Here is a 24,851-nt window from a genome sequence, read left to right as displayed (position 1 = left end):
TGGGCTAGGCGCGTGCACGTTCGTCGAAGTCGACCTCGGCGGCGGTGCGCCCGGTCGGGAGCTGCTTCTTGGCGATCTTCTGGGTCTCGGTGAGCGGCCACGCCTCGATGAACTCGACGTAGCGCGGCCGCTTGTAGGGCGGAAGCCGCTCCGCGCACCAGTCGCGGAGCTCCGCCGCCGAGACGTCCGCGCCGGGGCGCACCAGGACGAACGCCTTGACGTCCTCCTCGGTCAGCGGTGACGGCACGCCGATCACCGCGCTGGACGACACCGCCGGATGGGCGTCGAGGACGACCTCGACGTCGGCGGGGGAGAGGTTCTCCCCGCGGCGGCGGATCAGCTCCTTGACCCGGCCCGCGAAGTAGTGGTTGCCGGCCTCGTCGAGGCGGGCGAGGTCGCCGGTGCGGAGCCAGCCGTCGCGGAGCACGGCCGCCGACTCCTCCGGCATCCCGAAGTACCCGGGCGTGGTGGCCGGGTTGCGTAGCAGCAGCTCGCCGACCTCACCGGTAGCCACGTCGTCGCCGGTGGCCGGGTCGACGACGCGGGAGCTGTTGATCCGCCCCAGTCGTGGGTGCTGGCGCGGGCGGCCCATCGAGCCGTATGCGATCGGCTCGTCCACCGGTGATATCAGCCCGTACGGCGACTCGGACAGCGCGTAGCCGATCACCAGCCGGAAGCCGAACCGCTTCTCGATCTCCTCGTGCCGTTCCCGGTGCGGGGCCGGTGCGGAGTAGCAGTAGCGGAGCTTGTGCTCGCGCTCGATCGGCGACGGGTCGCGGGCCATGAGGATCTCGACCATGGCGCCGATCGCGTTGAACACCGTGGCGCCGGTGTCGCGCACGGTCTCCCAGAACGTGCTCGCCGAGAAGTGCGGCAGCAGGACGAGCCGGACACCGCAGCCCCAGGACCCGAGCGTCGAGTACGCCTGGGCGTTCAGGTGCGACAGCGGCAGCGTCGTGAGCAGCACGTCGTCCGGGGTGAGACCGAGCCAGTACGGGTAGCCCTCGGCGGCCATCGTGTACATGCCGTGGGTCTCGATGATGAACTTCGGGCGGCCGGTGCTGCCCGAGCTCTGGATGTAGGACGCGGGATCGTCCGGTGTGCGGGCCACGGGCTCGGCAGGCAGGCTCCGCAGCAGGCCGGCGACCTCGACGCGGCTCACCGTGGACGGCACGGGCGTGTCCACGGGGGCGATGACGATCCTCGCCCCCGTCTCCTCCACCACGGCGGCGAGCTCCGACTGCGCCGCCTTCGGGTTGACGGCCACGCTGACCGCGCCTGCCAGCACGACGCCCAGCCAGGCGCGGATGAAGTCGAGCCCGTTGGGCAGCACGATCACCACGTGGTCGCCGGGTGACACCCCGAGGGCCTGCAGCCCGCCCACGCACCGCAGCGCGTCGGCGTGCATCTCCGCGCGGGTCGTCTCCCCGTCGGGAGTGCGGCACCACGGCTCGTCGGGCCAGCGGGCCGCGCCCTGGGCGAGGAACTCGGAGAAGGTCAGGATGTCGTTCACGGGCGGGCTCCTCAGGCGAAGACGGGCGAGGTGTCGACGGTGATCCGCTGCTCGCGGCACAGCCCGTCCTCGCCGAACACGAAGAAGCAGCCTCCGCGCACGGCCACCTCCTTGCCGTCCTTGCGCGTGTAGATCACGTCGCACTCGAACGCGACGAGGTCGTCCTCCACCTGCCAGGCCGTGTGGAGCACGTGCCGGATGCCGTCGACGCTGCCGAGCAGCCCGGTCAGCGCCTCCCGGATCGCGTCGCGGCCCTCGAGCGGGTCGGCGTTGGCGAAGACCATGCGGGCGTCCTCGGCGAACATCGCCATGTACGCCTCGGTGTCCATCGCGTCGATGGCCCGGTAGTAGTCGCGGAGCCAGGCCTGGTTCTTCTCGGTTGCGAGCATGGGGAACTCCGTCTCAGAGCAGGGGTGAGTTGGGGGCCAGGCCGGCCAGCGCACGGCCGTGGAACTCCAGGCCGGTGGTGGGCGACATGATCGCGTGCACTTTCAGGGCGGCCGCGTCGCGCGCGAGCCGCTGCATCGGCGAGCTCTTGTGGATCGCCGACGCACCGGACGCCGCGCGCAGGATCTCCACGGCCTCGGAGTACAGCTCGGTGGCGTAGGCGACCTGTCCCCAGAGCTGGGAGTGCTCGCCCTCGGCGTACGGGGTGTCGTCCGCGGCGTGTCGGTCGACGATGTCGGCCACCTCGAACGTCAGTGCGTCGGCGGCCCGGATCCGCAGCGCGGCCTCGGCGGCCTGGTGGTGGCGGATCGGTGCCTGGCTCTGGTCGCCGTAGGTCGTGTAGGTGATCGGCCGGCCGGCCCCGATCTTCCCCAGGAAGAAGTCGAGCGCCGCGCGGGCGACGCCGGGGAAGCCGAGCGAGCCGGTCGTGAGGATCGTCGAGATGATCGGCGTGCGGTAGAGCGGGGTCGCGGCGTTGCGCTCGGTGCGGAACCGACCCTGCTGGGCGTCGCCGAAGTGCATCATGCGGTCGCCGGGCACGGGGATGTTCTCGCCCGTCACCGTGTTGCTCCCGGTGCCGCACAGGCCGCTGACCTGCCAGTCGTCGACGATCGTCATGCCCTCGTACGGGGTGAGGAACATGCCGAAGCCGGGTGCGTCGGATTCCGGGTCGATCACCGCGCTGCGGATCGCGTACGTCGCGTGCGCGCAGCCGGTGTTGAACGGCCAGCGCCCGGACAGCCGGTAGCCGCCGTCGCCGTCGGAGATCGCGACGGTGCCGCCGAGGGGGAACGACACCGTGATCCGCACGTTCGGGTCGGCGAAGACCTCGTCCTGCACGTGGTCGGGCATCAGCGAGGTGAACAGCGTGCCGTCACTCCACAGCCCGGCCACCCACGCCGTGGACGAGCAGCCCTTGCCGAGCTCGCTGTACACCTCGACCTTGGTGCGGGTGTCGGCCTCGTAGCCGCCGTAGCGGCGGGGCAGGGTGAGCCGGAGCAGGCCTGCTTCCTCGAGTGCCCGGACGTTCTCCTCGGGCAGCTTCCCCTCCTGCTCGCAGCGCTCGGCGTTGCGGCGCAGGAGTGGAACGAGTGCGGCCGCGCGCGCGACGAGCTCCTCGCGGCTGGGCACATCCGTCGAAGTCCGGCTGTCGATCGTGGTCGTCACGGGAGGTACTCCTCGTCCGGGCACGGCGGCCCGGCCCGGGCCCCGCACGCGGCGGGGCCCGAGCACAGGGCCGCTGGGGGATTGGTTCAGATGGTGAAGAAGAGCCTGCGGAAGGTGTCGATGGCGCTCTGGTCGCCGGTGGCGGAACCGCCCTGCAGGCGCTGGTAGACGTCCAGGCAGAACTCGTTGCAGGGGAAGGAGAACGTGGCGTCGGCCTGCTCCGGGGCGCCGGGGGCGAAGGTGAGCGCGCCGTCCTTGACCTGCACGGTCCAGTGCTCGTCACCGGAGGTGTTGATGTGCACGTCGATGGTGAGGTCCACGCCCTCGGCGAGCTCCGGGGCGAAGCAGATCTGCAGGAGCCCGAACATGAACGGCACCAGGGTGTCGGCGGCTTCGGAGTCGACGAAGGCCTCCTTGCCCAGCGCCTTGCGCAGGTCCCAGTTGTGGACGGAGTAGTCCATCAGCTGGAACGCGGCCATCATGAACGCCGGCACCGGGCCGACCCACTTGTGCGGCACCAGCCGGCCGGCCCACTCCTCCTCGGTGAGCCGGTCGAAGTAGGAGAACATCAGCTCGGCGCACGCGTCGAGGCGGCCGAGAACCTCCCAGCGGTAGACGCTGCGGTACTCCCGCGCACTCTCGCCCAGCGCCTCGCCGTAGGCGCGCATGCCGCGCGGCTCCTCGGTCGGGAAGCCGTGCTCACCCTGCTTGAAGTAGCCGAGGTAGCCGTAGGCGGCGTCGAGCAGGTGCCCGGCCATGTCCCGGACCTCCCACATGTCGCAGGGGGTCTGGGCGTGCCACTCCTCCTCGCTGGCGGCCACCATCATGTCGAAGGACTTCTGGTACTCCTGCCGGATCAGCCGGATGAGCGTGTCCTTGCCGGCGAACTGCGTCACGTCGATGCGGGTCGGGAGGGTGGACGTCATGGTGGACTCCTTCGGTGTGTGTCGGGTCAGCAGGTGGGAACGTCGATCTGGCGCAGCCAGTCGTCGCGGTCGTACAGCGTCTTCACCGAGGTGACCGCGCCGTCGCGGGTGCGGATCACCACGACGCCGGGCAGCGAGAAGCGCTGGCCCGCGCCCCGGTGCACGCGCCCGCGCCAGCCGAGCTCACCGGTGAACGCCCCGGTGAACACGACCTCGGCGAGCACCGCCCCGTTCGCCGCGGCGGCCGGGGTCGACACGAGCCCCATGGCGAGGCCGGCGAACGTCTCGGTGGTGGTGCGCAGGAAGTGCGCCACCGCGGCGTCGGGCGAACGGGCAGGCTCCGTGCGGAACAGCGAGTGCACCTCGACGTCGTCGGCGAACACCTCGCGCAGGGCGGCGACGTCCCCGGCCTCGTGGGCGTCGTACCACCGGGTGAACACGGTGAGGGCGTCGGCGCTCACAGCATCGGGGTGTTCGGCGAGAGCCCGCACAGTGAGCGCCCGTAGATCTCGATGCCGGTGGTCGGCATCATCACCGCGTGCGTCGCGAGCGCCTGGGCGTCGCGCGAGACGAGCTGGATGGGTTGGCTCTCGTGGATGCCGCTGGCCCCGCTGGCCTGGCGCAGCGTCTCGATCGCCTCGCCGTAGAGCCGCGTGGAGTAGGAGACCATGCCCCAGATCTCGGGGATCTCACCCGCCTCGTAGGGCTCGCCGCTCTGCGCGTGCCGGCTGACGATGTCGGCGGCCCCGGACATCAGGTGGTCGCCGGAGCGGATCTTCATCGACGCCTCTGCCACGTGGTGGTGCGTGATCGGCGCCTCGCTGCGCTGCCCGTAGCCGGTGTAGGCGATCGGGCCGCGGGTGGGCAGGCGCTCCAGGAACAGCTCCATCCCCGCCTTCGCCAGGCCGGGGAACGTGGCACCGCCGCTGGTGAGCACGTACGGGACCGCGGGGATCCGGAAGATCGGCCGGTCCTTGTTCTGCTCGCTGCGCCCGTGGCCCAGCTTGAACTCCTCGAGACGCAGCATGCGCTCCTCGGGGACGAAGACGTTCTCCCCGACGACGCTGTTGCTGCCGGTGCCGCGCAGCCCGCTGACGTGCCAGTCGTCCAGGATCGTCAGCTCGGCGTAGGGCATGAGGAACAGGCAGACCTCGGGCTTGCCCGCCTCGAGTTCGACCACGGCGGGCTCGGCGACCCAGGTGCCGTCCAGGCAGCCCGTGTTGAACGGCCACTTGCCGTTGACGCGGAACCCGGTGCCGTCGCGCTCGGCACGGGCGGTCGGCACCAGCGTGGCGGTGCAGTGGACGTTCGGGTCGCTGAAGATCTCCCGCTGCACCTCGTCGGGGAAGTGCGACACGATGAAGTCGGCGTCGGAGTAGAGGGTGGCCACCCACGCGGTGGAGCCGCACCCGCGGGCCAGCTCCCCGAACATGGCGATCTTCGAGTGGCTGTCGATCTCGGATCCGCCGTACTCCACGGCGCGGGTGGCCCGGAGGATCCCCGACGTCTCGAGGGCTCGCAGGTTCTCCGCGGGGAGCCGGCGCTCGGCGTGGGCCTGCGCGGCGTTGGCCCGCAGCAGGGGTACCAGGTCCGCCGCGCGCTGCACGAGCTCGGTGCCGGTCGGGATGGTGGTCGGCCGGTCGGCCACGTCAGTCATGTCCCACTCCTTCGTGGACGCGCCGGGACGGGATCGCCCCGGTTCGGGCGCAGCGGCACTCACCCGGGCATCGGCCCGGGGGTGTCTATCGATCGAGGAGGCGCGGCGATGTCGGGAGGATGTGCATCCGAGATCGAGCGCCCGCCGGGCGGTCGGGGCTCCGGCTGTGTCCGGAGCCACAACTGCTCACGTGGCTTTGTATACGACCGGACGGTAGCGGCGCTGCTCAGGATGCGTCAAGGGTGTCGTCGGAATCGCCGCATTCCATCGTTCGCCAGTGCGCAACATGGGGTCGATCGCTGGTGCAATCACCCCTGTGAGCAGCACGAAGGTACGTCGAGCGAGCCGCTTACCGCACGCTGGACGGCGAGATCGCCGTGGGTGGGTGTGCAGTCCTTGGCACCGGTGGGGCGCGTCGAGATGTGTACGAACCGCCGTGCACGACGGTTCGCGGGCGCAGGCAGCCCGACAGGAGTTGTGTACGATCTGCCGCCGCGTCAGGCGCTGGCGCGGCCCGGGTCGCCCACGTCGGACGTGCGCTGCTCCTGCTCCATCTGTCGCAGCGACCGGCGCCCGGCCCGCAGGTGGGCCCGCATGACGCCCTCGGCCCACTCACCGTCGCCCTCTTCCAGGGCCTCGAGGATCTCGCGGTGGAAGGCGAAGGCCCGCTCGAGGTCGTGGTGCGTGTGGTGGTGGAACGCCTCGCGGACGAACGGGGTGGCCAGCAGCGTCGGGATGATCGCGATGAGCTGGCGGTTCTGCGAGGCCTGGTTGAGCGTGACGTGGAAGTCGATGCACAGGCCGCCGATGCGTTGCAGCTCCGGCTCGGCCGCCCCTGGCAGGAGCAGCTCCATCTCGGTGCACATGGCGCGCAGACCGTCGAAGTCGACGTTCTCGCGGGCCTGGGCGGCCCGGCGTACGCCGTAGCCCTCGAGCAGCACGCGGAGGTCGTAGATGTCGTCGAGGTCCCGAGCCGTCCATCCGACGACGACGGCCCCCCGGTTGCGCAGGATCTGCACGAGACCCTCCGCCTGCAGCCGGTGCAGCGCCTCGCGCACGGGAGTGCGGCTCACTCCCGCCGCGGCGGCGACATCCTCCTCGCGCAGCCAGCTCCCGGGGGGGTACTCGCCACTCGCGATGCCGCGCTGCAGCACCTCGTACGCGACCGCCCGGGCCGACCTCGCCATCTCCGACCTCCTCTAGCTGATGCTCCGGGCATCATCCCATCACGAGGATCCGGGGTGGCGGAACCTTGATTGGATACAAGCGATGATCTCCCCTGACGCTCCTGGCGTCCAAGGCCACGGCTTCGTATGCCAGCTGAGCTGGAATTACCGTCGAATCCGAGTGATCGAGGGCGACTTGTAGCCGCCCAGTACTTGTGTCCTCAACCGAAGCTCGCATACAATCAGCACCGTCGCTGGGACGGCCGTCGCCGTTCCCGAGCTGCCCTCGAGCCCGCTCCGGCCCCTGTGACCGTCCGGCCGCCCGGGGCCCGGCCCACCCGCTCCGCCGCACATGCAGGAGGACACGATGACCGCCATCAACTTCGCCGGCCTGAACCACCTCGCGCTGGTCACCGACGACATGGACAAGACGGTGCGGTTCTACCGCGACGTGCTGGGCATGCCGCTGGTCGGCACGACCGGCAACCGCGATGAGAACTACCCGCACCGCCACTACTTCCTGAGCATCGGCCGCGGCGCCTCGATCGCGTTCTTCGAGTGGAAGGACGTCGAGCTGCCCGCCCGCAAGGACTCCGGAGTCCCCGCCTCGGGCATCCAGTTCGACCACGTGTCGATCAGCGTCGACTCCGATGAGGACCTGGAGAACCTGCGCAAGCGCCTGACCGACTCCGGCGCCGACGTCAGCGAGGTCGTCGACCACGGCCTGCTCCGGTCGGTCTACGCCACCGACCCCAACGGCATCTCCATCGAGTTCTCGGTGCCCGCCCGCGACCTCGACGCCGACCCGTGGTTCGACGACGCCGACCCCGTTCCCGCCGTGCGGGAGACGTCGTCGGCCGGTTGAGCCCGATGACGACCTTCGACACCGACATGCCTCCGATGACCACGTCGATCGGGCGCTCCACGGCCGACGACATCTGGGTGCAGGGCTACGACCTCGCCGGCGAGCTGATGGGCGAGGTCGACTTCGGCAGCGTCTTCTACCTGCTCATCACCGGCCGGCTGCCCACGGCGGGCGAGGCGCGGATCTTCAACGCCGTGCTCGTGGCGCTCGCCGACCACGGCCTCACACCCACCGCGCTGGCCGCACGGCTCACCTACACGGGCGCGCCGGATGCGATCCAGGGCGCGATCGCGGCCGGCGTGCTCGGCGCGGGGTCGGTGTTCCTCGGGGTGTTCGAGGACGCGGGCCGCGTGCTCACCGCCGCGGGCCCGACCCCGGACACGGGCGAGGAGGAACTCGAGAGGATGGCGGCGGAGATCATCGAGGACCATCGCGGCCGGGGGGCCCGGATCCCGGGCCTCGGGCACCCCTTCCACAAGGACGGCGACCCCCGCACCGCGCGCCTGCTGGCACTGGCCCGCGAGCACGACCTGCTCGGGCCGCACACGCGGCTGATGCTGCGCGTGCAGGAGCGGGCCACGTCGCCGTCGGGCAGGCAGCTGGCGCTCAACGCCGGCGGGGCCTGCGGCGCGCTCCTCTCCGACCTCGCGATCGACACCGCGGTACTGCGCGGCGTCGCGGTCGTGTCGCGCGCCGCGGGCGTGGTCGGACACCTCGCGGAGGAGGCGCGCGCCCCGATGGGCCGCACGCTGTGGCACATGGCGGAGCGTGCGGCGACCTACGAGGCCCGGCGGTGACGGCGGGCCCCGCCTACTCCGGCGACGTGACGGTCGGAGGGCCGCCCGCCCGCCGCGAGCTCCGCGGCCTCCGCGTCACCAAGGTGGCCGTGGGGGACTACGACAACAACGCCTACCTGCTGGAGTGCACGGCCACGGGCGAGCGGCTCCTGATCGACGCCGCGGCGGAGCCCGACACGCTGCTCGACCTCATCGGGCCGGCCGGGTTGGGCCGGGTGCTCACCACCCACTTCCACTTCGACCACTGGGGCGCCCTCGCCGAGGTGGTGGAGCGGACGGGGGCCACGACGCTGGCGCATCCCGCCGACACCGTCGGCATCCCCGTGCCGACCGACACACCCGTCCGCGGCGGCGACGAGGTGCGCGTCGGCGAGGTCCTGCTGCGGGCCGTGCACCTGGTCGGTCACACCCTCGGGTCGCTGGCGCTCGTCTACAGCGAGCCCGGCGGGGCACACCACGTCTGGACCGGCGACGCACTGTTCCCGGGCGGCGTCGGCAAGACCCACGGCGAGCCCGCCCTGTTCACCGCCCTGCTGGACGGTGTCGAGGCGGGCCTGTTCGACGTGCTCGGCGACGACACGTGGGTCTATCCCGGCCACGGGCGCGACACCACGCTCGGGACCGAGCGGCCGCACCTGCCCGAGTGGCGGGAGCGGGGGTGGTGAGCGAGCGATCGACGCAGCAACCGTCCGCAGCGCCGACCTCGGACAGCGAGGGAGCGATGCGCGGGCCGCTGGACGGGGTGCGGGTGTTGGAGGCCGGCACGCTCATCGCCGGCCCGTTCTGCGGGCAGCTGCTCGGAGACTTCGGCGCCGAGGTGATCAAGATCGAGGATCCGGTGCGCGGGGACCCGATGCGGCAGTGGCGCACCGACGACCGTGGTCGGTCGCTGTGGTGGCCGGTGATCGCGCGCAACAAGCGGTCGGTCACCTGCAACCTGCGCGACGCCGACGGCCAGGCTCTCGTGCGCGAGCTCGTGGCGCGCTCCGACGTGCTCGTGGAGAACTTCCGGCCGGGCACGCTGGAGCGCTGGGGCCTCGGCTTCGACGAGCTGCAGCGGATCAACCCGAGGCTGGTGCTCGTGCGCGTCACGGGCTACGGGCAGTCCGGGCCCTACGCCCACCGCGCGGGCTTCGGTTCCGTCGGCGAGGCGATGGGCGGGCTGCGCTACGTCACCGGAGAGCCGGACCGGCCGCCGAGCCGGGCGGGCATCTCCATCGGCGACTCGCTGGCCGGCACGTTCGCCGCGCTCGGCGCGGTCATGGCGCTGTTCGCGCGGCAGACGACGGGACGCGGCCAGGTGGTCGACTCGGCGATCTACGAGGCGGTCCTCGCCATGATGGAGTGCCTGCTGCCCGAGTGGGAGGTCGGCGGGATCCGCCGGGAGCGGACCGGGGCCGTCCTCCCCGGAATCGCGCCGAGCAACGTCTATCCGAGCGCCGAGGGCGCCGACGTGCTCATCGCGGCGAACCGCGACACCGTGTTCGAGCGACTCTGCGAGGCCATGGGCCGGCCGGAGCTGGCCACCGACCCGCGCTTCGCCGACCACGGCGCCCGCGGTGAACACGCCGCCGAGCTCGACGCGATCGTCGCCGGCTGGTCGGCCGGCCTGCCCACCGACGACCTGCTGCGCCGCCTGCACGACGGCGGCGTGCCGGCCGGGGTTGCGTACACGGCGGAGGACGTGCTGGCCGACGAGCACGTGGCCGCGCGGGATGCGGTCGTGCGGCTCGTGCATCGGCAGCTGGGCGAGTTCCCCGTGCAGAACGTCGTCCCCAAGCTGTCGGACACGCCGGGGCGGGTGTCGCGGCTGGGGCCGGAGCTGGGCGAGGACAACGACGAGGTGTTCGGACGCCTGCTCGGCATCGGTGCCGAGGAGCTCGGCAGGCTGCGCAGCAGAGGGGTCGTGTGATGGTCGAAGGACACGGGATCGGCACGGCGCTCGTCGACCTCGCGGCCGGCCGACCGGTCGTGCTCGTGGACGACCGCGGCGAGGGCACGCTGGTCTTCGCGGCCGCCGCGGCGACGCCCGCGCTGCTCGCGTTCACGGTGCGGCACACGTCGGGGTGCGTCTGCGTGGCGCTGCAGGGCGGAGCGTGCGAGCGGCTCGGCCTACCTCCCATGCACGGGGCCGACCGCCAGGAGCGGGGCCGCACCCACACCGTGACGGTCGATGCCCGCACCGGGATCACCACGGGCATCTCCGCCCGCGACCGCGCCCGCACGCTGCAACTGCTCGCCGACCCGGCTGCCGTGGCGGGTGACCTGGTCCGGCCGGGTCACGTGTTGCCGCTGCGTGCCGCGGAGGGAGGGGTGCTCGGCCGCGCCGAGCCCGCCGAGGCGGCCGTCGACCTGGTGCGGCTCGCCGGGCAGCAGCCCGCGGCGGCGCTGTGCGAGATCGTCTCCGTGCGGCGGCCGGGCGCGATGGCGCGGGCCCGAGAGCTCGCGGCGTTCGCGTTGGTCCACGGGCTGGCGCTGGTCACGGTGGGCGACGTCGTCGCCCACCGCCGATGGGGCGAGCGGCACGTCGTGCGGGCGACCGAGTCACTTCTGCCGACGCTGCAGGGCACGTTCCGCGCGATCGGCTACTCCTGCACGCTCGACGGCAGCGAGCACATCGCGCTGGTGCTCGGGGAGGTCGGAGCCGGCCGCGCGGTGCGCGTCGAGCTCCACGCAGAGTGCCGGCTCGGTGACGTCTTCGGCTCCCGGCTGTGCGGCTGCCGAGATCGGCTGGAGGCGGCGTTGGCCGCCGTGGCCGCCGACGGCAGTGGCGTGGTCGTGTACGTGGGCGGTGCCTCGGGGCGGGAGATCCGATGTGGAGCCGTCCCGGACGGCACTGCCGAACTCGTCACCGCGCAGATCCTCGGCGATCTCGGGGTGCCCGCGGCGCCGGTGGACGACCGGCACGCCGCGGTGTCCGGATGAGCGCACCGGACACCGCCGTGGAGATCATCGAGGTGGGACCGCGGGACGGGCTGCAGAACCAGGACGCCCTGCTGACCACCGCTGCCAAGATCGAGCTGGTCGAGCGGTCGATCGCCGCAGGCCTGCGCCGCATCGAAGCTGTCTCGTTCGTCCATCCCGGGAGGGTCCCGCAGATGGCGGACGCGGAGGCCGTGATGGCCGGCGTCCCACGCGTCGACGGGGTCCGCTACGCCGGGCTCGTGCTCAACCGCCGCGGTGCCGAGCGGGCCGTCGCCGCCGGGGTGGACGAGCTGAACGCCGTCGTGGTCGCCAGCGACACCTTCGGCGGGCGCAACCAGGGCGTCACGTCGGAGGAGAGCGTGGCGGTGTGGCGGGAGATCGCCGGGGTCGCGCACTCGGCGGGGATGCCGGCGACCGTGACCGTGGCGGTGGCCTTCGGGTGCCCGTTCGAGGGCGAGGTGGCCGCCGCTCGCGTCGGCGAGGTCGTCCGGCGCGTCGCGGGGGAGGGGCCGGCCGAGATCGCGCTGGCCGACACGGTCGGGGTGGGTGTGCCGACGCAGGTCGCCGAGCTCGCCGAGCAGTCGGCCGCGAACGCGCCGGGCACACCGCTGCGCTTCCATTTCCACAACACGCGCAACACCGGGTACGCGAACGCCGTCGCCGCGGTACAGGCCGGCGTCCGCCTCCTCGATGCGAGCCTCGGCGGGATCGGCGGTTGCCCGTTCGCACCGGCCGCCACCGGCAACATCGCCACCGAGGACCTCGTGTACCTCCTCGAGAGGATGGGCGTCGGCACCGGGGTGGACCTCGCGGCGGCTGCACTGGCCGGGACGTGGGTGTGCGGCCTCCTCGGGATCGACCCGCCTGCGCTGCTCGGCCGCGCCGGTGGGTTCCCGACCGCGAGCGACGATGCGCGATGATGTCGCCGGGTCGGACGGCGCAAGGAGGACTCCATGCCGCGGGCGGCGGAGGTGGCCTACCAGGTCATCCAGGGCGCGATCGCCACGGGCGAGTACGCGCCGGGCAGCTGGCTGCGGGAAGAGGACATCGCCGACCGCGCCGGCGTCAGCCGCACGCCGGTGCGGGAGGCGCTGCGCAGGCTGGGCATCGAGGGCCTCGTGGAGATCGTGCCGAACCGCGGAGCACTCGTCCTCGGGTGGACGACGCGCGACCTCGACGACATCCACGACCTGCGCGCGATGCTGGAGGGCTACGCCGTCCGCCGCGTGGCCGAGGGCGGCCACGCGGACCTGGCGGCACTGGCCGCACTCTGCACGGAGATGGAGCGGCTCCTCGAGATCGACGACGAGTCGAACTTCCCGCGCATCGGCGAGCTCAGCTCCGAGTTCCACACAGCGCTCTACGTGGCCTCCGCGAACCGCCAGCTCCTGGCCGTGATGCCGGCCCTGATCGAGATCCCGCTCGCCCGGGAGGGCTACCACCAGCGCACCCGCGAGATGATCGAGCGGAGCATGACCCAGCACCGCGAGATCCTCGACGCCATCGCCGCCCGCGACGGAGACTGGGCGGAGTCGGTCATGCGGGCCCACATCCGCTCCGGCCGCACCTCGCTGCGCCGTCGGGGCCGGTGGGCCGAGCAGCCGACCGACGGGGAGCCGGCCGAGGGCGCCGGCGCCTGATGAAGGAGACCCGGTGATCGAGTCCCTCGACACCGCCTTGGCCTGCACGGCGGACCTCTGCGACGAGCACGGTGACGAGCTCGAGTCGTGTGATCTGCAGCACGGCACGTCCTGATCTCCATGGTCACCGCGACCGGCACCGCACCGGTCAGCGACTACTACCACCTGAGCTGGCATCTGCTGTTCCGCGGGGTCCAGCTCGAGCAGATCCGCGCCGATCGCGTCCTGCACGAAGCCCTCGCCGCCCGCGCCGACCCGCTGCGTCTGGCCGCGGTGTTCAACCTGAGCACGTCGACCGCGATCACCTACGCCGACATCGCCCGCGCCCTGCTCGAACGCCCCGTCGAGGCGCCCCCGCTCGATCGATGACGCCTGCGGGCAGCGACCCGGACGCCGACGCCGTTCCCCGACCGGGCAGCCTGCTCGAACCGGACGCCATGGCGATCATCAGCGACCAAAGGCGTCGGGTTCGTTCTGACGACAGTTCATTCAGGCTGAACCCGCGGCCAACGCAGCAGCGAGATATGCCGATGGCAGCCTTCTGGCTCGGAAGGGCGGGAACGGGGGCGTTCCCGACGGCGCAAGCGGGCAGTGCGTGGTCGTCGCAGACGACCCGGCGCCTGGCGTGACCACGCTTCGATCCAGTCGCGATGGTCGCCTATCCCCGTGGACGGAACGGGCCGGAGTGCGGGACGTCGACGAACTCGCGTCGACGAGGTGCGGGCCTGCCGGGTGGTCGTTCGGTTCTCGGAGTCGGAGCGTCGCAAGCTCGACGATGCGGCACGCCTGGCCGGCTCCGCGCTCGCAGCTTGGATCGGGGATGCGGCCCTACGGGTGGCCGACGGTCGCGGCGAGGGAACCGGTGTTATCGACTTGCTTCGGCTCCATGCGGACGTCGTGGGGTTCGCCTCGCGGGCCACAGGTTCCGACGCTGCCGACGCGCACCGACTCCTGATCCGGCTGGATGCCGCCATCGACGCGGTCGCTTTGAACCGGCGAGACGAGCAGCCGTGATCACTCGGGTGGTGCACGGCTGGAACGTCGGCGGGCTGGTCACCTATCTAATGGGGCCGGGACGGGCGCAGGAACATGTGGACCCCCGGGTCATCGCGACCTGGGATGGGCGCGAAGCCGTCTGGCAGCCGGAACCGGAGAGTGGCCCGGCTGCGCTGATCCGGGCCTTGAACGCACCGGCGTTGGCTGCTGGTCTGCCATCGCGGAGCATCGAGGGCAAGCGCGGGTATGTGTGGCACTGCTCGGCGCGGGTGGCGGCCGGGGACCGGGTGTTATCGGACGGGGAGTGGGCGGAGATCGCGCGGGAGCTCCTGGATGGCTCCGGGGTCGCTGCTCGGGGTGACGCGGGTGGGCCGAGATGGGCCGCGGTTCGGCATGCCGATGACCACATCCACATCGCGGTGGTGCTGGTACGCCAGGACGACTGTCGGCGGTTCTGGCCGTCGTGGGACTACCCGCGGTTGCGGGCGACCGCGAACCGGATCGAGAAGCGACTCGGCCTGACGATCACCGCGGCCGCCGACGGCACAGCGGCGAAGGCGCCCGGGCGGGGAGAGACCGAGAAGGCGCTGCGTCAGGGGCGGGAGCCGGCTCGGGTCGAGCTGGCGCGTGCGGTGCGGAAGGCGGCGGTGGCGTCGACGGGTGTCGAGGAGTTCGTCGGAGCGCTCGAGGCGGCGGGCTACGTGGTGGCGCTGCGACGTGCGCCATCGGGCGATCCGCTCGGGTTCACGGTTGGGCGGCGCGGAGATGTGACGGCGGCGGGGGATCAGGTGCTCTACAGCGGCAGCAAGCTAGCTCCGGACCTGTCGCTGCCCAGGCTGATGGCGTCCTGGCGGCAGATGGGCGGTGGGCGGGAGGTGCGGGCGCCGGTGGACGTCGCCCGGATCCGGGTCGACCGAGCCCGGGGTGCTGTGCGGGCGGCGCGCGGGGGGAGGGGCAGGGAGGACCCAGGGGAGATCGCGCACGCGGCGTTGGACGTGCTCACTGCAGTCGGCGGCTGGTCCCCGGCCCTGGCGTCAGCAGCGGAGGAGTTCGACCGGGCGGCGCGATCGCCGCGTGGTCACCGCGCCGGGGACTGCGTCTCGGGGGTGGGTCTGCGGCGGGTGGCACGTCAGCTGTTGCGGCAGCGCCGGACGGTACGGGTCAGCGGTGACCCGGCCGCGGCGTCGGTCGCGCTGGCGGTGGCTGTCGCAGCGTTGCTGCGGGAGATCGCGCTCTGGCAGCGGGAGGTCGGTCGACCGCACCAGGCACGCGCGGCCGACGCAGCGGCGACGCAGGTGGGGCGGTGGGTCGGTACGTGGTCACTTCGACAACGGGACGAGTCGCACGAGCCGGGTCTGTTCGACCACGCCGGCGTCGACCGGCGACCACGGGCCGAGACACCCGCTCGGTGAGGGTGCGGGGTGATGCGATCCCGTACCGGGTCGCGCACCCCCAGCAGGAGGCCCGGGTCAGATGCAGGAGCGGCAACGCCAGTCGGTCGGGGTGGTCCTCACGCTCGTCGGGGTCCAGGACACCGCGGTCACCGTGCAGCATGCCGGTACGCCGGAGGCGTCGGTGGCGGTCCGTCTCGGGAAGGCGCTCATCTACCTGCAGGACCGTCCGACGGCGAACGCGTTGGCCTTCGCCTGGAAGGACCTGGCCCGAGACGCCCGGTTGCTGCCCAGGGAGATCAGCTCGGCGCTCGTCGCTCCGCTGGCGGGGATGGCCGAGCCGGCGGTGCTGATCGAGGCGGGCGGGTTGCCTCCGATGCTGGGACGGGTGGAGCGCCCGGTCGGTGCCTATCCGCACCTGAGGCTCGTGCTCGGCCGGGTCATGTTCTCGGTGCGGGATCTCGGCGCGTACAGCTCGACCACGGCCGCGTTCCGCCGCGCCGCTGAGTTGGCCGTCGCAGCGTTCCCCGGCGCTGATCGGCAGACAGTCCGGCAGCTGGCGTCCGACGAGGCCTCGCGCCTGTTCGTCGCGCCACGGGCAGTTCGCCGGACGTCCGGCAGGGAGCCGGGCGCGGCGGCATCCCGAATCGGTCCTATCACCCGGGTCAGCGAGCAGATGCGGAGGGAAGCCTGATGTCCGGTCCCGACTACCCGGTCCTGGGGTTGCCGAGCTACGAGACCTACCAGCTCGCGCACATCGCGACCTACATCGCGGAACGACTGGCCCGGTACCGCCGCTCCGCCCCCGGTAGGGGCGGTCGCGTCGAGCGGATGACGGCGGTGCGTGACCTCGCCGGGGCGGCTGCGGCGCTGGACGGGTTCGTCGACGTCCCGTCGTCCGGAGCGCTCCCGGCCCCGCTCGACGTCGCGACCTACCGCACCGCGACAGGGTTGATCACCGGCGGTGCTCGGGCAGCGGACGTCGTGTCGCTCGCCGCGACGGGGCAGCCGGGGTGGGCTGTGGTCGGACACGTTCCCGGCCTCGGCGCGGTCGGCGCGCGGACCGAATCACGCGAGATCGCTGACGCGCTCCGTGCTCACTTCATGATTCAGCCGGTTCGGGAGCTCTCGCCCTGGGCTGTCACCGCGCATCCGACGCGCATCCCCACGTTGGCCGGGCGCGTTGATCTGGCCGCGTTCGTCGAGCACCTCGATCCGTCGCGGGCCACGGATCGGGCCGTCGCGGCAGAACTGCGTGGCACCGACCGCCGGACCGACGCCGCCATCCAGGGCCGCTTCGCCGACGTGGACCTCGTTGGGTCGCAGACGGCTCCGGCGCGTCCCTCCGGCGAGCGGTCGGATCGTGCCGCCCGGTCACAGGCCGACAGCAGCCACCAGCGTGCCCACGACCAGCGCCGGCCCGTACGGAACCACGGCGGACCGACGCCCGGGGGATAACCTGATGAGCAGGGCCGACAGTGCCACGAGCAACGCCATCAGGACGATCCCGGTCAGGACGGCACCCTGCACGGTCAGGACCGCCACCAGACTGGGTAGCAGCTTGACGTCCCCCCAGCCCACGGCTGCCGCGGCGGTCATCTTGAGGACGAGGAGGATCGCGACGGAGGCCGCGACCCCGACCAGGCTGCGGCCTGCGGCAAGAACTGCCACCAGGGACCCGAGAAGAAGAGGACCCGTCAGCGCGTCGGGCAGCCGTCCCTCCCGGGCGTCGACTACAGCGGCTGCTCCACCGAGCACGACAACCGGCAGCAGCATCGCGAGCTCCGCGGGCTGGCGGGCCAGCACCAGGGTGGCGGTCAGACCGGCGACGGCGGTCGCCGCGGCTACGTCCCACGGACCGGGCGCATAGCTCAAAGACGAGGCCCGCCGGGCCAGGGTGAGGACGGCGGGGCCGGCTAGCGCCGCCGTGCAGGCTCCGACGAGCACGACGTTCACGGCCGGGCCCGGCGTGGCCCAGCCGGCAACAGCGCGTTGAGCACGGCGAAGCTCTCCGGCGCGAGCTCCTCCGGGACCTCGAACCCCCTCGCGTCCAGCAACAGGGCTGCGTGCAGCTCGAGCTCGGCCCGGTTGTCCTCGGCGTGGGCGATGCGCATCAGGTCGGTCAGCGGCTGGTCGAACGCGACGTCGACGTCGACGGCGCGTGCCCGCTCGGCGGCGCGCCGGGCACGGGTGGTGTCGCCGGCAGCGAGCGCGATGTCGACGAGCTCGTGTGCGGCATCGACGATGTACCCCGGGATCTGCAGGTCGTGACGTTGGTCGTGGTTGTTGAGCCACGCGTATCCGCCGGGCCGCAGACCCGACAGGACCGGGCCCCGGATCAGCGCCAGCGCGGCCTCGTAGTCCTTGACCGCCCCGCTGTGACCCGCCGCGTACCGGGCCTGACCTCGTTTGCGGAGCCGGCGGAACAGGTCCCAGTCGAGCAGGTGACCGCGGAGACGGTAGGTGCTGTCGGTCTGCATGTCGCTGACGAATGCGGCTGCCGCGTCGCCACCCCACCCGCGCCCCGCCCACCGGCGCGCCCCGTAGAACGCGTGCCGCACGGTCGCGGCGTTGACCCGACGCCCGTCGGGCCACAGATCCGTCAGAGCCTTCTCCGCCGTCACACCCGCCGGGTGCAGGCTGAGGTACACGAGCACCTCGACGAACCAGCTCGGGCGGGCCTGCGGTGGGGGACCGGGAGCGCGGACCGCCGGTCCACCCAGAACCGCGATCATCGGGACGAGCGGGTGCGAGTCTTCGGCGTTCCAGGCGGCCAGGTCGTCGTCCAGACGCGGGTCCTGGTGGTCGACGATGCGCAGGCGTCGCACCGCCTCCGCGTCCACCTCGGGTGGTGATTCGTCGGGGTCGGTCGGTCGGTCGACCGGTAGGGGTGGCAGGTCGGGTAGTGCTCCGTCCTCGTCCATCCCCTCGGCCCAGGGTTCGGACTCCGGGGCGGGCCGGACCGGCTCGGACGGATCGCCGGTCGCGCCGAGCACGGAGGCGAGTTGTGCGCCGATGCTCTCGGACAGATCAGCGGCCCGCCACGGACCGTCGTCGAGATGCGGTGCACCGAGCCGGCCGTCCGTATCGATGTAGAGCTCGACGCCGTAGTCGGCATCGTCGGCCACGACCACAACGACTCCGGACGGCGCGAGCGATTGAAGCCTTCGCCGGTCGGACTCGGCAGGATCGACGGCTGCGATGACGACCAGCGGGAGCCAACTGTCGGCGGCGACGCCCCGCAGACGCCCGTCGCGCACGGAGCCGACGCCCATCCGGGCGACGAGATCCCGGTTGGCCGAGGAGCAGAGTTCGACCTCGTCGAGGGCGTGGCCGAGGGTCTCCACCGTGCGGAGCCGATCCGGGTCGAGCGCGACCAGCTCGTCCCCGAGCCCGACGATCAGGACCTCGACATCCTCCGCCCACCGTGCGGTGGCGAGCTCGGCCACGACGTGACGCATCAACGCGGCTCCGCGGTCTCCGTCACCGGTGACCCGGGTGACGACGTCCTGTTCGAGGTCGACCAGGAGCGTCCGTTCGCCGTCGGTGGCCACGGACACCAGCACAGGGAAGGGCGCGCAGTACCCGCCCGCCTCGTTGACGGGGAGCGGTAGCTCGGCTTCCGCGTCGAGCTCCCAGGCGTCGACGTCGAGCCCGAGGAACGGGGCGGGCGGCGCGGCGGGTTCGGCGAGGGTGAGCGTCGCCTGTCCGCGGTCGAGGACCACGTACCGGAGCGAGGGAGTGGCGTCGTCCCACTCCTGGAGGGTCAGTGACCTCAGGGCGGCGTCGAGGAAGGCCGAGGTCAGGTCGACCGGGGCCTGGGAGGTCAGCCACTCGACCCGTCCAGCGGTATCGGGCGGGACGGCGATGCGGTGGCGGGCAGGTCGGAAGCGCTGCTGCCGCCGCCGGCGTACTCGGAGGGCCGTCGCGAGGCCTCCGAGCACGATCGCGGATACGGCGGCAATCGCGGCCGGGGCGACGACGTCCTTGTCAGGTTCCTGATCGGTCTGATCCGCCTGGTCCAGCGACGAGGTCGGGAGGGACGTCGGCGCCGGAGTCGACGGTGTGACGGGAGTGGCCGGTCGGGGCTCGACGGGTGGAGCCGGCGGTGGAACGACCTCAGCCTGCGGCGGCTCGACAGTGTCGAGCCCGCGCGGAAGGGTGAGCAACCAGCCGGGCCGCAGCAGGTCCGGGTCGACCAAGCCGGGACCGCCGGCCTGGTCGACCCCGCGATTGACCTCGAACAGCTCTGGTGCCCTGCCTGGATCTCCGAGATGGTCGGTGGCCAGGGCGCTGAGGGTGTCGCCGGGTTCCACCCGCACCGCGTCTCTCGCGTCGGTCGGCAGGCGGAGCTCCCACCCGACGGTCAACGTCGACGCCTCGGTCAGCGTCGATCCGTCGGCCTGGGGCCTGCCGACGTTGAGGTCGAAGATCTCCCGCCACCGCAGCGGGTCGCCGAGAGCTGTCTCGGCGATCTGCCACAGCGTGTCTCGAGGTGCGACCAAGTGGACCGGTCCCACGTCGGGGACCTGTCGTGGTTCCTCGATGACCGTGGAGACGGGGACGACCATCGCGGCCGGCGCCGCCGCCATCGCCGGACCGGCACCGACGATCGTGGTGATCAACGCAGCGGCGACGGTCCGGCCCAGCCGGAAACCCGGAAGATCGATCCGCCGGCTCGGGCGACTGCCCAGGACGGCGACGAGTTCCGCCAGGATCGACAGCGCCAGGACGAGCCAAACGACGATGCCGATGACGAGGAGGAGGGCCATGAGCACGGTGCCGTCGTCCGGACGCACCAGCATCGCCAGGAGGTCTGGTCGTGATGACCAATCAGCGGAGGTCGCCAGTTGCTGGGCGAGGGACCACAGCACGGCGGGGACGCCGAGGAGGATGAACAGCACGGCAGCTGTCGCCGCAGCACCTGCCAGAATCCGACCCATCGTTCTCATGGAGCCCCTTCCGTGGGAACGGTCGTAACCAGCAGCGCATCCGCAGAGCCGGTACTGACGATCTCCGTCCGCCCCACCAGCCCGAGGAGCACCGTGGGCTGCGAGATCCGGACCTCCACCCGGACCCGGTCACCGATGATCGATGCGGTTCCCTCGGCGTCCGACTGGCGCAGGTAGGCGAGGGCTGCGCTCGCCGCAGCTCCGTCGTCGATGACGACCACGCCGCGTTGCAGCTCCGCCACGTCGAGGATCTGGCCAGCCGCGCGAGCCGCCTCCTCCGCCAGCGCATCGGCACGTGCGAGGCCCTGTGCCGCGCGGACGCCGTCGATGCCCAGCCCGATCACGGCCAACAGCGCCAGCACCGCGATGGCCATCGGCGCGGTGACGGCGCCGCCGCCCCGCTCGTCGCCGGTCATGCGCGCTCCCGCCAGCGGTCGATCGGACTCGTGAAGGTGGCCTCGACCGATCGACCTCCCGAGGTTCCCGGCAGGCCGAGGTCCGACCAGTCCACGTCGCAGCGCACCGTCGCCGTCACGGACGCGGGCTGGCCGAGAGGTGTCCCGAACCCGGAGGTGTCGATCAGGACGGTCAACGTGATGCAGCGGATGTCCTGCTCATCGAGGATCTGCTGGGCGGTCGACCCGGCGTCGGCCTGTGCGCTCGCGGCGTCACGATGCAGGGACGCCACACGGGCTGCCGACCGGGCTGCGTGGTCCGCGACCGCTTCGACGGTCACGAGCCGTCCGCCGGCGATCGCGAATGCGATCAGGAGACCGGCGACGACAGCGAAGATCGCTGCTTCGACCGACGGGCTGCCTCCGCGCTCCGCCTCCGGCGGCACCACGCGGGTCACGGGGCAGGCCGCTCGAAGCCACCGACTGCCTCGCGCACCACGGAGAGCGGAACCCCGGGGATGAGGGAGAGCGCTTCGCCCTCCACCCGGACCCGGACCGTTCCTGCGGTGACGACGTCAGCGGTGACGACGACCTTCTGCAGCGCAGTCCCGGCGGCGCGGTCCAGGAACGACGTCGCCTGATCGCGGGCGGCGTTCAGCGTCGGATCGGCGTCGTACAGCCGCCCCGTGCGAACAGCGTCCTGGGCTGCGGTCAGGGCCAGCTGCCCGGCGTAGAACAGCAGCGCGACCTGCACCACAGCGAGAATGATCAACAACATCGTCACCCACAGCAGTGCCATCTCGACGCCGGTCGATCCGCCCCGTTCGTCCACGGCCCGCTACTCCAGTGCGCCGAGCTTCTTGGCGATGAAGGCCCCGACCGCGGTGGCGATGACGCCGGCGATCACCGCGCCTGCGGAGATGTGGAAGCCCTCGTCGGTGTTGCGGCCGCCGCCGCGCTCGTCGAGCGGCTCCCACCGGGAGGACAGCAGCCAGACGGCGCGGGACAGCTGGGCCCACGCGCGGGTGGTCAGGTCGGACATCGTCGGGCTCCCATCATCAGACGCTGCTGAGCAGCGCGGTACCTGCCGGAAACAGCACCCAGGCCGCGATCAGGAACACCTGCACCGCGCCGGGCGTGCTCATCTGTGCGCTGGCCCGATGGGCCGCGGCGTGCTCGTCGGCCAGCAACTCGTCGCGGAGGCTGTCGGCGCGGGCCATGAGCGTGTCGACCACGGTCCCGCCGTCCTGTCCGGCCGTCGCCGCGATCGTCGAGAGGTCGGCTAGCTCGTCGATGTCGACGCGATCGCCGAACCGACGCAGCCCTTCCCAGGGGAGCTCGCCGGAGCGTTCGGCGAGGTCGAGCTCGTCTCCCAGCCGCCGCAGTGCCCAGCTGCCCCTGAGCAGCCGCCCGGGCAGGGTCAGCGCGGTGGACACCCCCGCGCCGCCGCGCCGCAGCAGCCCTACCTGCTGCAGGTACGAGACCAGCGCCGACCGCAGCTCGTCCCGCGCTGCGTCGGCTCGGTCGCGGACGCGCCGGGCGCTGCTGGTCCAGCCCACGAGAGCTCCGAGCACGGTGAACCCGGCCGGTACGACCAGGGGGAGTGAGACGTCGGCGACGGCGAGCACCGCGACGAGTGCCGGCCCGCTCAAGGCGTAAGCCGTCGCCGCACCCGCCGCGGTGACGAGGAACCGATCCCGATCGAGGCCGACCAGGTCGAGATCGGCGGCCGGCACATTGACCGGCAGCCTGCGCAGGAGGGGGAGGAGGGCGCTGCCCGCCGGGGGTGTCGAATGCTGTGCGGGCGGCGGGATCCGTTCATCGAGAGCGACCAGGGCGTCGGCGAGTACCGGGTGTCGATGGATCAGGGCGGCTACCGCGGTGGCCAGGGAAGCCCCGACCAGAGAACCGGCGACGAGCACCCACACGCTGTTCACGATGAGCCTCCCGAGCGGGTGAGGAACCGGGGAGCCGGCTGACCGACGGCGAGTCGTCGCATCCACACCAGCACTGCCCCTGTGCCGGCCAACAGCACCGCCATCACGGCCTGCCCGACGGCTGTCCCGTACGGCGCGGCGAATCCGGGGACGAGGGCCAACAGGACCAGCAGTGAGGCTTGGATGATCAGCAGCATCCGCACCGACTGCCGGGACTCCGCCCGCGCCGCCTCGATGTCGCGGCGGGCACGGACGTCACGGGACACACCGTCGGCGAGCTGTCGCAGGACCTGCCCGACCCCAGGACTCTGTGCGTGCAGCGCGAGGAGCAGAGCGGCGGCGACCGCATCCCCGGTCCGATCGTCGACCGCGTCAGCGAACCCGCGTAGCGCCTCCGACGGTTCGGTGTCGCCGTTGCGCAGGTTCCGAGCCAGCACGCGCACCGCCGAACCGATCGGGCCGTCCGTCCGCTCCGCGGAGACGATGACGGCCTGCGCGAGCCCGATCGCGCCACCGCCGGCGAGCATGTCGCCCATCCGCCGGCACCAGCCCTCCAACGCCTCCAAGGTGGCGAGCCGGTTCTCCACCACAAGACCGCCACCGAGCAGCCACGGCAGCAGCATGCCGGCGATCGTCGTGGCCATTCCCGCGACGGGCCAGCCACTCGCCGCCCACACCGCGAGGCCGAGCAGGCACGAGACCGCCGCGCGCCTCCGTGTCTGGCTGTTCGCGGTGGCGCGCCGGATCCGGTCGAGGGCCTGCATGCCCGGCGCGGCCGGTCCGGGCATCCGCCGTTCGACGTCTCCGCCGCGGAATGCGGTGATCAACACGATGACGGCCACGGGCAGCAGCCCGCCCGCCAGGGCCGCGGCGAGTTCGGTCGCGCTCATCGGGCCGTGCTCTGGGCTCGGAGGAAGGACAGGTCCACGCCTGCCTCGACGAAGGGACGCCGGTCCTGGGGAAGGAGCTGGAACACTGCCCGCGGGTCGCCGTTGCCGGCCGGGGCGAAGATGCGGTTCAGCGCCACCCGGCCGTCCTCGGCGACGGCAGAGACCTCGGCGACCTCCGCGACGAAGCGGGAGCGGGTGCCGTCCGGGGCGCGGACGTGGCGCATGTGGACGACGTACTTGATCCCCTGGGCCGCGAGACGGGTGACGAATCCGTCGGACCAGCCGGATCCGGCGCCCTTCATAGCGGCTGTGACCAGCCGTTCGAACGCTTCAGCCGCCGATCCGGCGTGCAGGGTGCACATCGACCCGGGCATGCCGGCGTTCATCGCCTCGAGCATCGGGAGCGCTTCCTCGCCCCGGACCTCGCCCACGATCACCCGGGTGACCGACATCCGGAGGGTCTGGACGAGCAGGTCCGACAGGGTCTTCTCTCCCGCGGCCCGGCCGGTGGCGGGATCGCGCTCCGTCGAACCTCCCCGGCACTCCGCCGCATACATCAGCGGCGGGCTGCTCGGGAGGCCGTGCAGGTTCAACTCGAACTCGGTCTCGAGGGTTGCGAAGCGTTCGGTCGGGTCGATCTCGCGCGCCAGTGCGCGCAGCAACGTGGTCTTCCCCGCTGCCGGCATACCGGTGACGAGGATGCTCACCGCAGAGCGGACCAGTGCGATGAGGAACCGCGAGAGGGGCTCGGACAGCGTGCCGTTCCGGACGAGGTCGGCCAACGTGACGTCGACCAGGCGGTGCCTGCGGATCGTGACCACGGGCCGGGGCACCACGTCACGCATGGCTGCGAGGCGGGATCCGTCGGGGAGCTGCATGTTGAGGAAGGGCTGGGCGGGGGAGAAAGCACGTTCGGAGCTCCCGTGGTGCGCCGCGATGAACTGGATCTGCTGGACGAGGTCCTCGTCGGACTCGGCGATCGCGGACTCGGCCCTCCGCACCGAGCCATCGGCCATTCTCAGCAGCGGCACCTCCGATCCGGCGATGTGGATGTCCTCGACTCCGGGTACGTCGAGCAGCGCCTGGATCCGCCCGAGCCCCCACACCGTGTTCTCGACGGCACGCACGACCGCCCGCTCGGCCTCCGGGCCGAGCTGCTCCTCCCCGTGAGCCACTCGCCGACGCGC

The 24,851-nt window shown here is 72.2% G+C and carries 28 protein-coding genes; 12 read left to right on the top strand and 16 right to left on the bottom strand.

Annotated features, from left to right (window positions below; translation table 11 throughout):
• Positions 1–4: 4 nt before the first annotated feature.
• From I4I81_RS12090 to I4I81_RS12060, 7 genes are all read right to left on the bottom strand, one after another.
• A complete protein-coding gene (locus I4I81_RS12090; RefSeq protein ID WP_218602665.1) occupies positions 5–1,513 on the bottom strand; it encodes an AMP-binding protein in 1,509 nt (502 codons plus the stop codon).
• 11 nt (positions 1,514–1,524) lie between these two features.
• A complete protein-coding gene (locus tag I4I81_RS12085; RefSeq protein ID WP_218602664.1) occupies positions 1,525–1,902 on the bottom strand; it encodes a nuclear transport factor 2 family protein in 378 nt (125 codons plus the stop codon).
• A gap of 13 nt (positions 1,903–1,915) precedes the next feature.
• Complete coding sequence (locus tag I4I81_RS12080) at positions 1,916–3,127, bottom strand: acyl-CoA dehydrogenase family protein (protein WP_218602663.1); 1,212 nt, start codon at positions 3,125–3,127, stop codon at positions 1,916–1,918.
• A gap of 86 nt (positions 3,128–3,213) precedes the next feature.
• On the bottom strand, positions 3,214–4,053 hold the full coding sequence (locus tag I4I81_RS12075; protein ID WP_218602662.1) for a maleylpyruvate isomerase family mycothiol-dependent enzyme: 840 nt from the start codon (positions 4,051–4,053) through the stop codon (positions 3,214–3,216).
• Between the two features lie 26 nt (positions 4,054–4,079).
• Entirely contained in the window at positions 4,080–4,514 is a 435-nt protein-coding gene (locus tag I4I81_RS12070; protein WP_218602661.1) for a nuclear transport factor 2 family protein, read from the bottom strand.
• Positions 4,511–5,710, bottom strand: coding sequence for an acyl-CoA dehydrogenase family protein (locus tag I4I81_RS12065; protein ID WP_218602660.1), 1,200 nt, complete (start codon positions 5,708–5,710; stop codon positions 4,511–4,513). The genes I4I81_RS12070 and I4I81_RS12065 overlap by 4 nt, the downstream gene beginning before the upstream one ends.
• A gap of 497 nt (positions 5,711–6,207) precedes the next feature.
• The gene (locus I4I81_RS12060; RefSeq protein WP_141282664.1) at positions 6,208–6,897 is read right to left on the bottom strand and encodes a GntR family transcriptional regulator; all 690 of its coding nucleotides are present in this window, start codon (positions 6,895–6,897) and stop codon (positions 6,208–6,210) included.
• A 346-nt stretch (positions 6,898–7,243) separates the two neighbouring features.
• Here I4I81_RS12060 and I4I81_RS12055 point away from each other — a divergent pair, with 346 nt between their 5' ends.
• From I4I81_RS12055 to I4I81_RS12000, 12 genes are all read left to right on the top strand, one after another.
• Complete coding sequence (locus I4I81_RS12055; protein ID WP_218602659.1) at positions 7,244–7,741, top strand: VOC family protein; 498 nt, start codon at positions 7,244–7,246, stop codon at positions 7,739–7,741.
• Positions 7,742–7,776: 35 nt separating this feature from the next.
• Positions 7,777–8,538 (top strand): citryl-CoA lyase, encoded by a 762-nt coding sequence (locus tag I4I81_RS12050; RefSeq protein ID WP_267460812.1) that lies wholly within the window; start codon positions 7,777–7,779, stop codon positions 8,536–8,538.
• Positions 8,535–9,203 carry an MBL fold metallo-hydrolase gene (locus tag I4I81_RS12045; RefSeq protein ID WP_218602657.1) on the top strand — a complete coding sequence of 223 codons (669 nt, stop codon included), beginning with the start codon at positions 8,535–8,537 and terminating at the stop codon, positions 9,201–9,203. Before I4I81_RS12050 ends, I4I81_RS12045 begins: the two co-directional genes overlap by 4 nt.
• Positions 9,204–9,259: 56 nt before the next feature.
• A complete protein-coding gene (locus I4I81_RS12040) occupies positions 9,260–10,450 on the top strand; it encodes a CaiB/BaiF CoA transferase family protein (protein ID WP_218602656.1) in 1,191 nt (396 codons plus the stop codon).
• Positions 10,450–11,463: a 3,4-dihydroxy-2-butanone-4-phosphate synthase gene (locus tag I4I81_RS12035; RefSeq protein ID WP_218602655.1), complete on the top strand. Its 1,014-nt coding sequence runs from the start codon at positions 10,450–10,452 to the stop codon at positions 11,461–11,463. The genes I4I81_RS12040 and I4I81_RS12035 overlap by 1 nt, the downstream gene beginning before the upstream one ends.
• Positions 11,460–12,383, top strand: a complete 924-nt coding sequence (locus I4I81_RS12030) for a hydroxymethylglutaryl-CoA lyase (RefSeq protein ID WP_218602654.1) — start codon at positions 11,460–11,462, stop codon at positions 12,381–12,383. Before I4I81_RS12035 ends, I4I81_RS12030 begins: the two co-directional genes overlap by 4 nt.
• 33 nt (positions 12,384–12,416) lie before the next feature.
• Complete coding sequence (locus tag I4I81_RS12025) at positions 12,417–13,103, top strand: GntR family transcriptional regulator (protein WP_218602653.1); 687 nt, start codon at positions 12,417–12,419, stop codon at positions 13,101–13,103.
• Positions 13,104–13,223: 120 nt separating this feature from the next.
• Positions 13,224–13,472, top strand: coding sequence for a hypothetical protein (locus I4I81_RS12020; RefSeq protein WP_218602652.1), 249 nt, complete (start codon positions 13,224–13,226; stop codon positions 13,470–13,472).
• A 297-nt stretch (positions 13,473–13,769) separates the two neighbouring features.
• A complete protein-coding gene (locus I4I81_RS12015) occupies positions 13,770–14,117 on the top strand; it encodes a hypothetical protein (RefSeq protein WP_218616035.1) in 348 nt (115 codons plus the stop codon).
• Positions 14,114–15,511 (top strand): relaxase/mobilization nuclease domain-containing protein, encoded by a 1,398-nt coding sequence (locus I4I81_RS12010; RefSeq protein WP_226363897.1) that lies wholly within the window; start codon positions 14,114–14,116, stop codon positions 15,509–15,511. The genes I4I81_RS12015 and I4I81_RS12010 overlap by 4 nt, the downstream gene beginning before the upstream one ends.
• A 91-nt stretch (positions 15,512–15,602) precedes the next feature.
• Positions 15,603–16,184: a hypothetical protein gene (locus I4I81_RS12005; RefSeq protein WP_218606174.1), complete on the top strand. Its 582-nt coding sequence runs from the start codon at positions 15,603–15,605 to the stop codon at positions 16,182–16,184.
• Between the two features lie 137 nt (positions 16,185–16,321).
• Entirely contained in the window at positions 16,322–16,948 is a 627-nt protein-coding gene (locus tag I4I81_RS12000) for a hypothetical protein (protein ID WP_218606173.1), read from the top strand.
• On the opposite strand, the gene I4I81_RS11995 is transcribed toward I4I81_RS12000, so the two are convergent.
• From I4I81_RS11995 to I4I81_RS11955, 9 genes are read right to left on the bottom strand one after another with little or no spacing between them, the layout of a single operon-like run.
• A complete protein-coding gene (locus I4I81_RS11995) occupies positions 16,865–17,446 on the bottom strand; it encodes a prepilin peptidase (protein WP_218606172.1) in 582 nt (193 codons plus the stop codon). The two genes, I4I81_RS12000 and I4I81_RS11995, sit on opposite strands and share 84 nt — an antisense overlap.
• Complete coding sequence (locus tag I4I81_RS11990; protein ID WP_218616033.1) at positions 17,443–20,394, bottom strand: AfsR/SARP family transcriptional regulator; 2,952 nt, start codon at positions 20,392–20,394, stop codon at positions 17,443–17,445. The genes I4I81_RS11995 and I4I81_RS11990 overlap by 4 nt, the downstream gene beginning before the upstream one ends.
• 44 nt (positions 20,395–20,438) lie before the next feature.
• A complete protein-coding gene (locus tag I4I81_RS11985; RefSeq protein ID WP_218600822.1) occupies positions 20,439–20,858 on the bottom strand; it encodes a pilus assembly protein TadG-related protein in 420 nt (139 codons plus the stop codon).
• Positions 20,855–21,295 carry a hypothetical protein gene (locus I4I81_RS11980; RefSeq protein ID WP_218616032.1) on the bottom strand — a complete coding sequence of 147 codons (441 nt, stop codon included), beginning with the start codon at positions 21,293–21,295 and terminating at the stop codon, positions 20,855–20,857. The genes I4I81_RS11985 and I4I81_RS11980 overlap by 4 nt, the downstream gene beginning before the upstream one ends.
• Complete coding sequence (locus I4I81_RS11975) at positions 21,292–21,669, bottom strand: TadE family protein (protein WP_218600824.1); 378 nt, start codon at positions 21,667–21,669, stop codon at positions 21,292–21,294. The genes I4I81_RS11980 and I4I81_RS11975 overlap by 4 nt, the downstream gene beginning before the upstream one ends.
• A 6-nt stretch (positions 21,670–21,675) precedes the next feature.
• Positions 21,676–21,879 carry a hypothetical protein gene (locus I4I81_RS11970; protein WP_218600825.1) on the bottom strand — a complete coding sequence of 68 codons (204 nt, stop codon included), beginning with the start codon at positions 21,877–21,879 and terminating at the stop codon, positions 21,676–21,678.
• A 16-nt stretch (positions 21,880–21,895) separates the two neighbouring features.
• Positions 21,896–22,774 carry a type II secretion system F family protein gene (locus I4I81_RS11965; protein ID WP_218600826.1) on the bottom strand — a complete coding sequence of 293 codons (879 nt, stop codon included), beginning with the start codon at positions 22,772–22,774 and terminating at the stop codon, positions 21,896–21,898.
• Positions 22,771–23,664 carry a type II secretion system F family protein gene (locus I4I81_RS11960; RefSeq protein WP_218600827.1) on the bottom strand — a complete coding sequence of 298 codons (894 nt, stop codon included), beginning with the start codon at positions 23,662–23,664 and terminating at the stop codon, positions 22,771–22,773. Before I4I81_RS11960 ends, I4I81_RS11965 begins: the two co-directional genes overlap by 4 nt.
• A complete protein-coding gene (locus I4I81_RS11955) occupies positions 23,661–24,839 on the bottom strand; it encodes a TadA family conjugal transfer-associated ATPase (protein WP_218600828.1) in 1,179 nt (392 codons plus the stop codon). Before I4I81_RS11955 ends, I4I81_RS11960 begins: the two co-directional genes overlap by 4 nt.
• Positions 24,840–24,851 lie beyond the last annotated feature (12 nt).

This window comes from Pseudonocardia abyssalis (assembly GCF_019263705.2).
Taxonomy (GTDB): domain Bacteria; phylum Actinomycetota; class Actinomycetes; order Mycobacteriales; family Pseudonocardiaceae; genus Pseudonocardia; species Pseudonocardia abyssalis.
The sequence above is the reverse complement of the archived record's forward strand: the minus strand, read 5'-3'. Positions and strand labels throughout refer to the sequence as shown.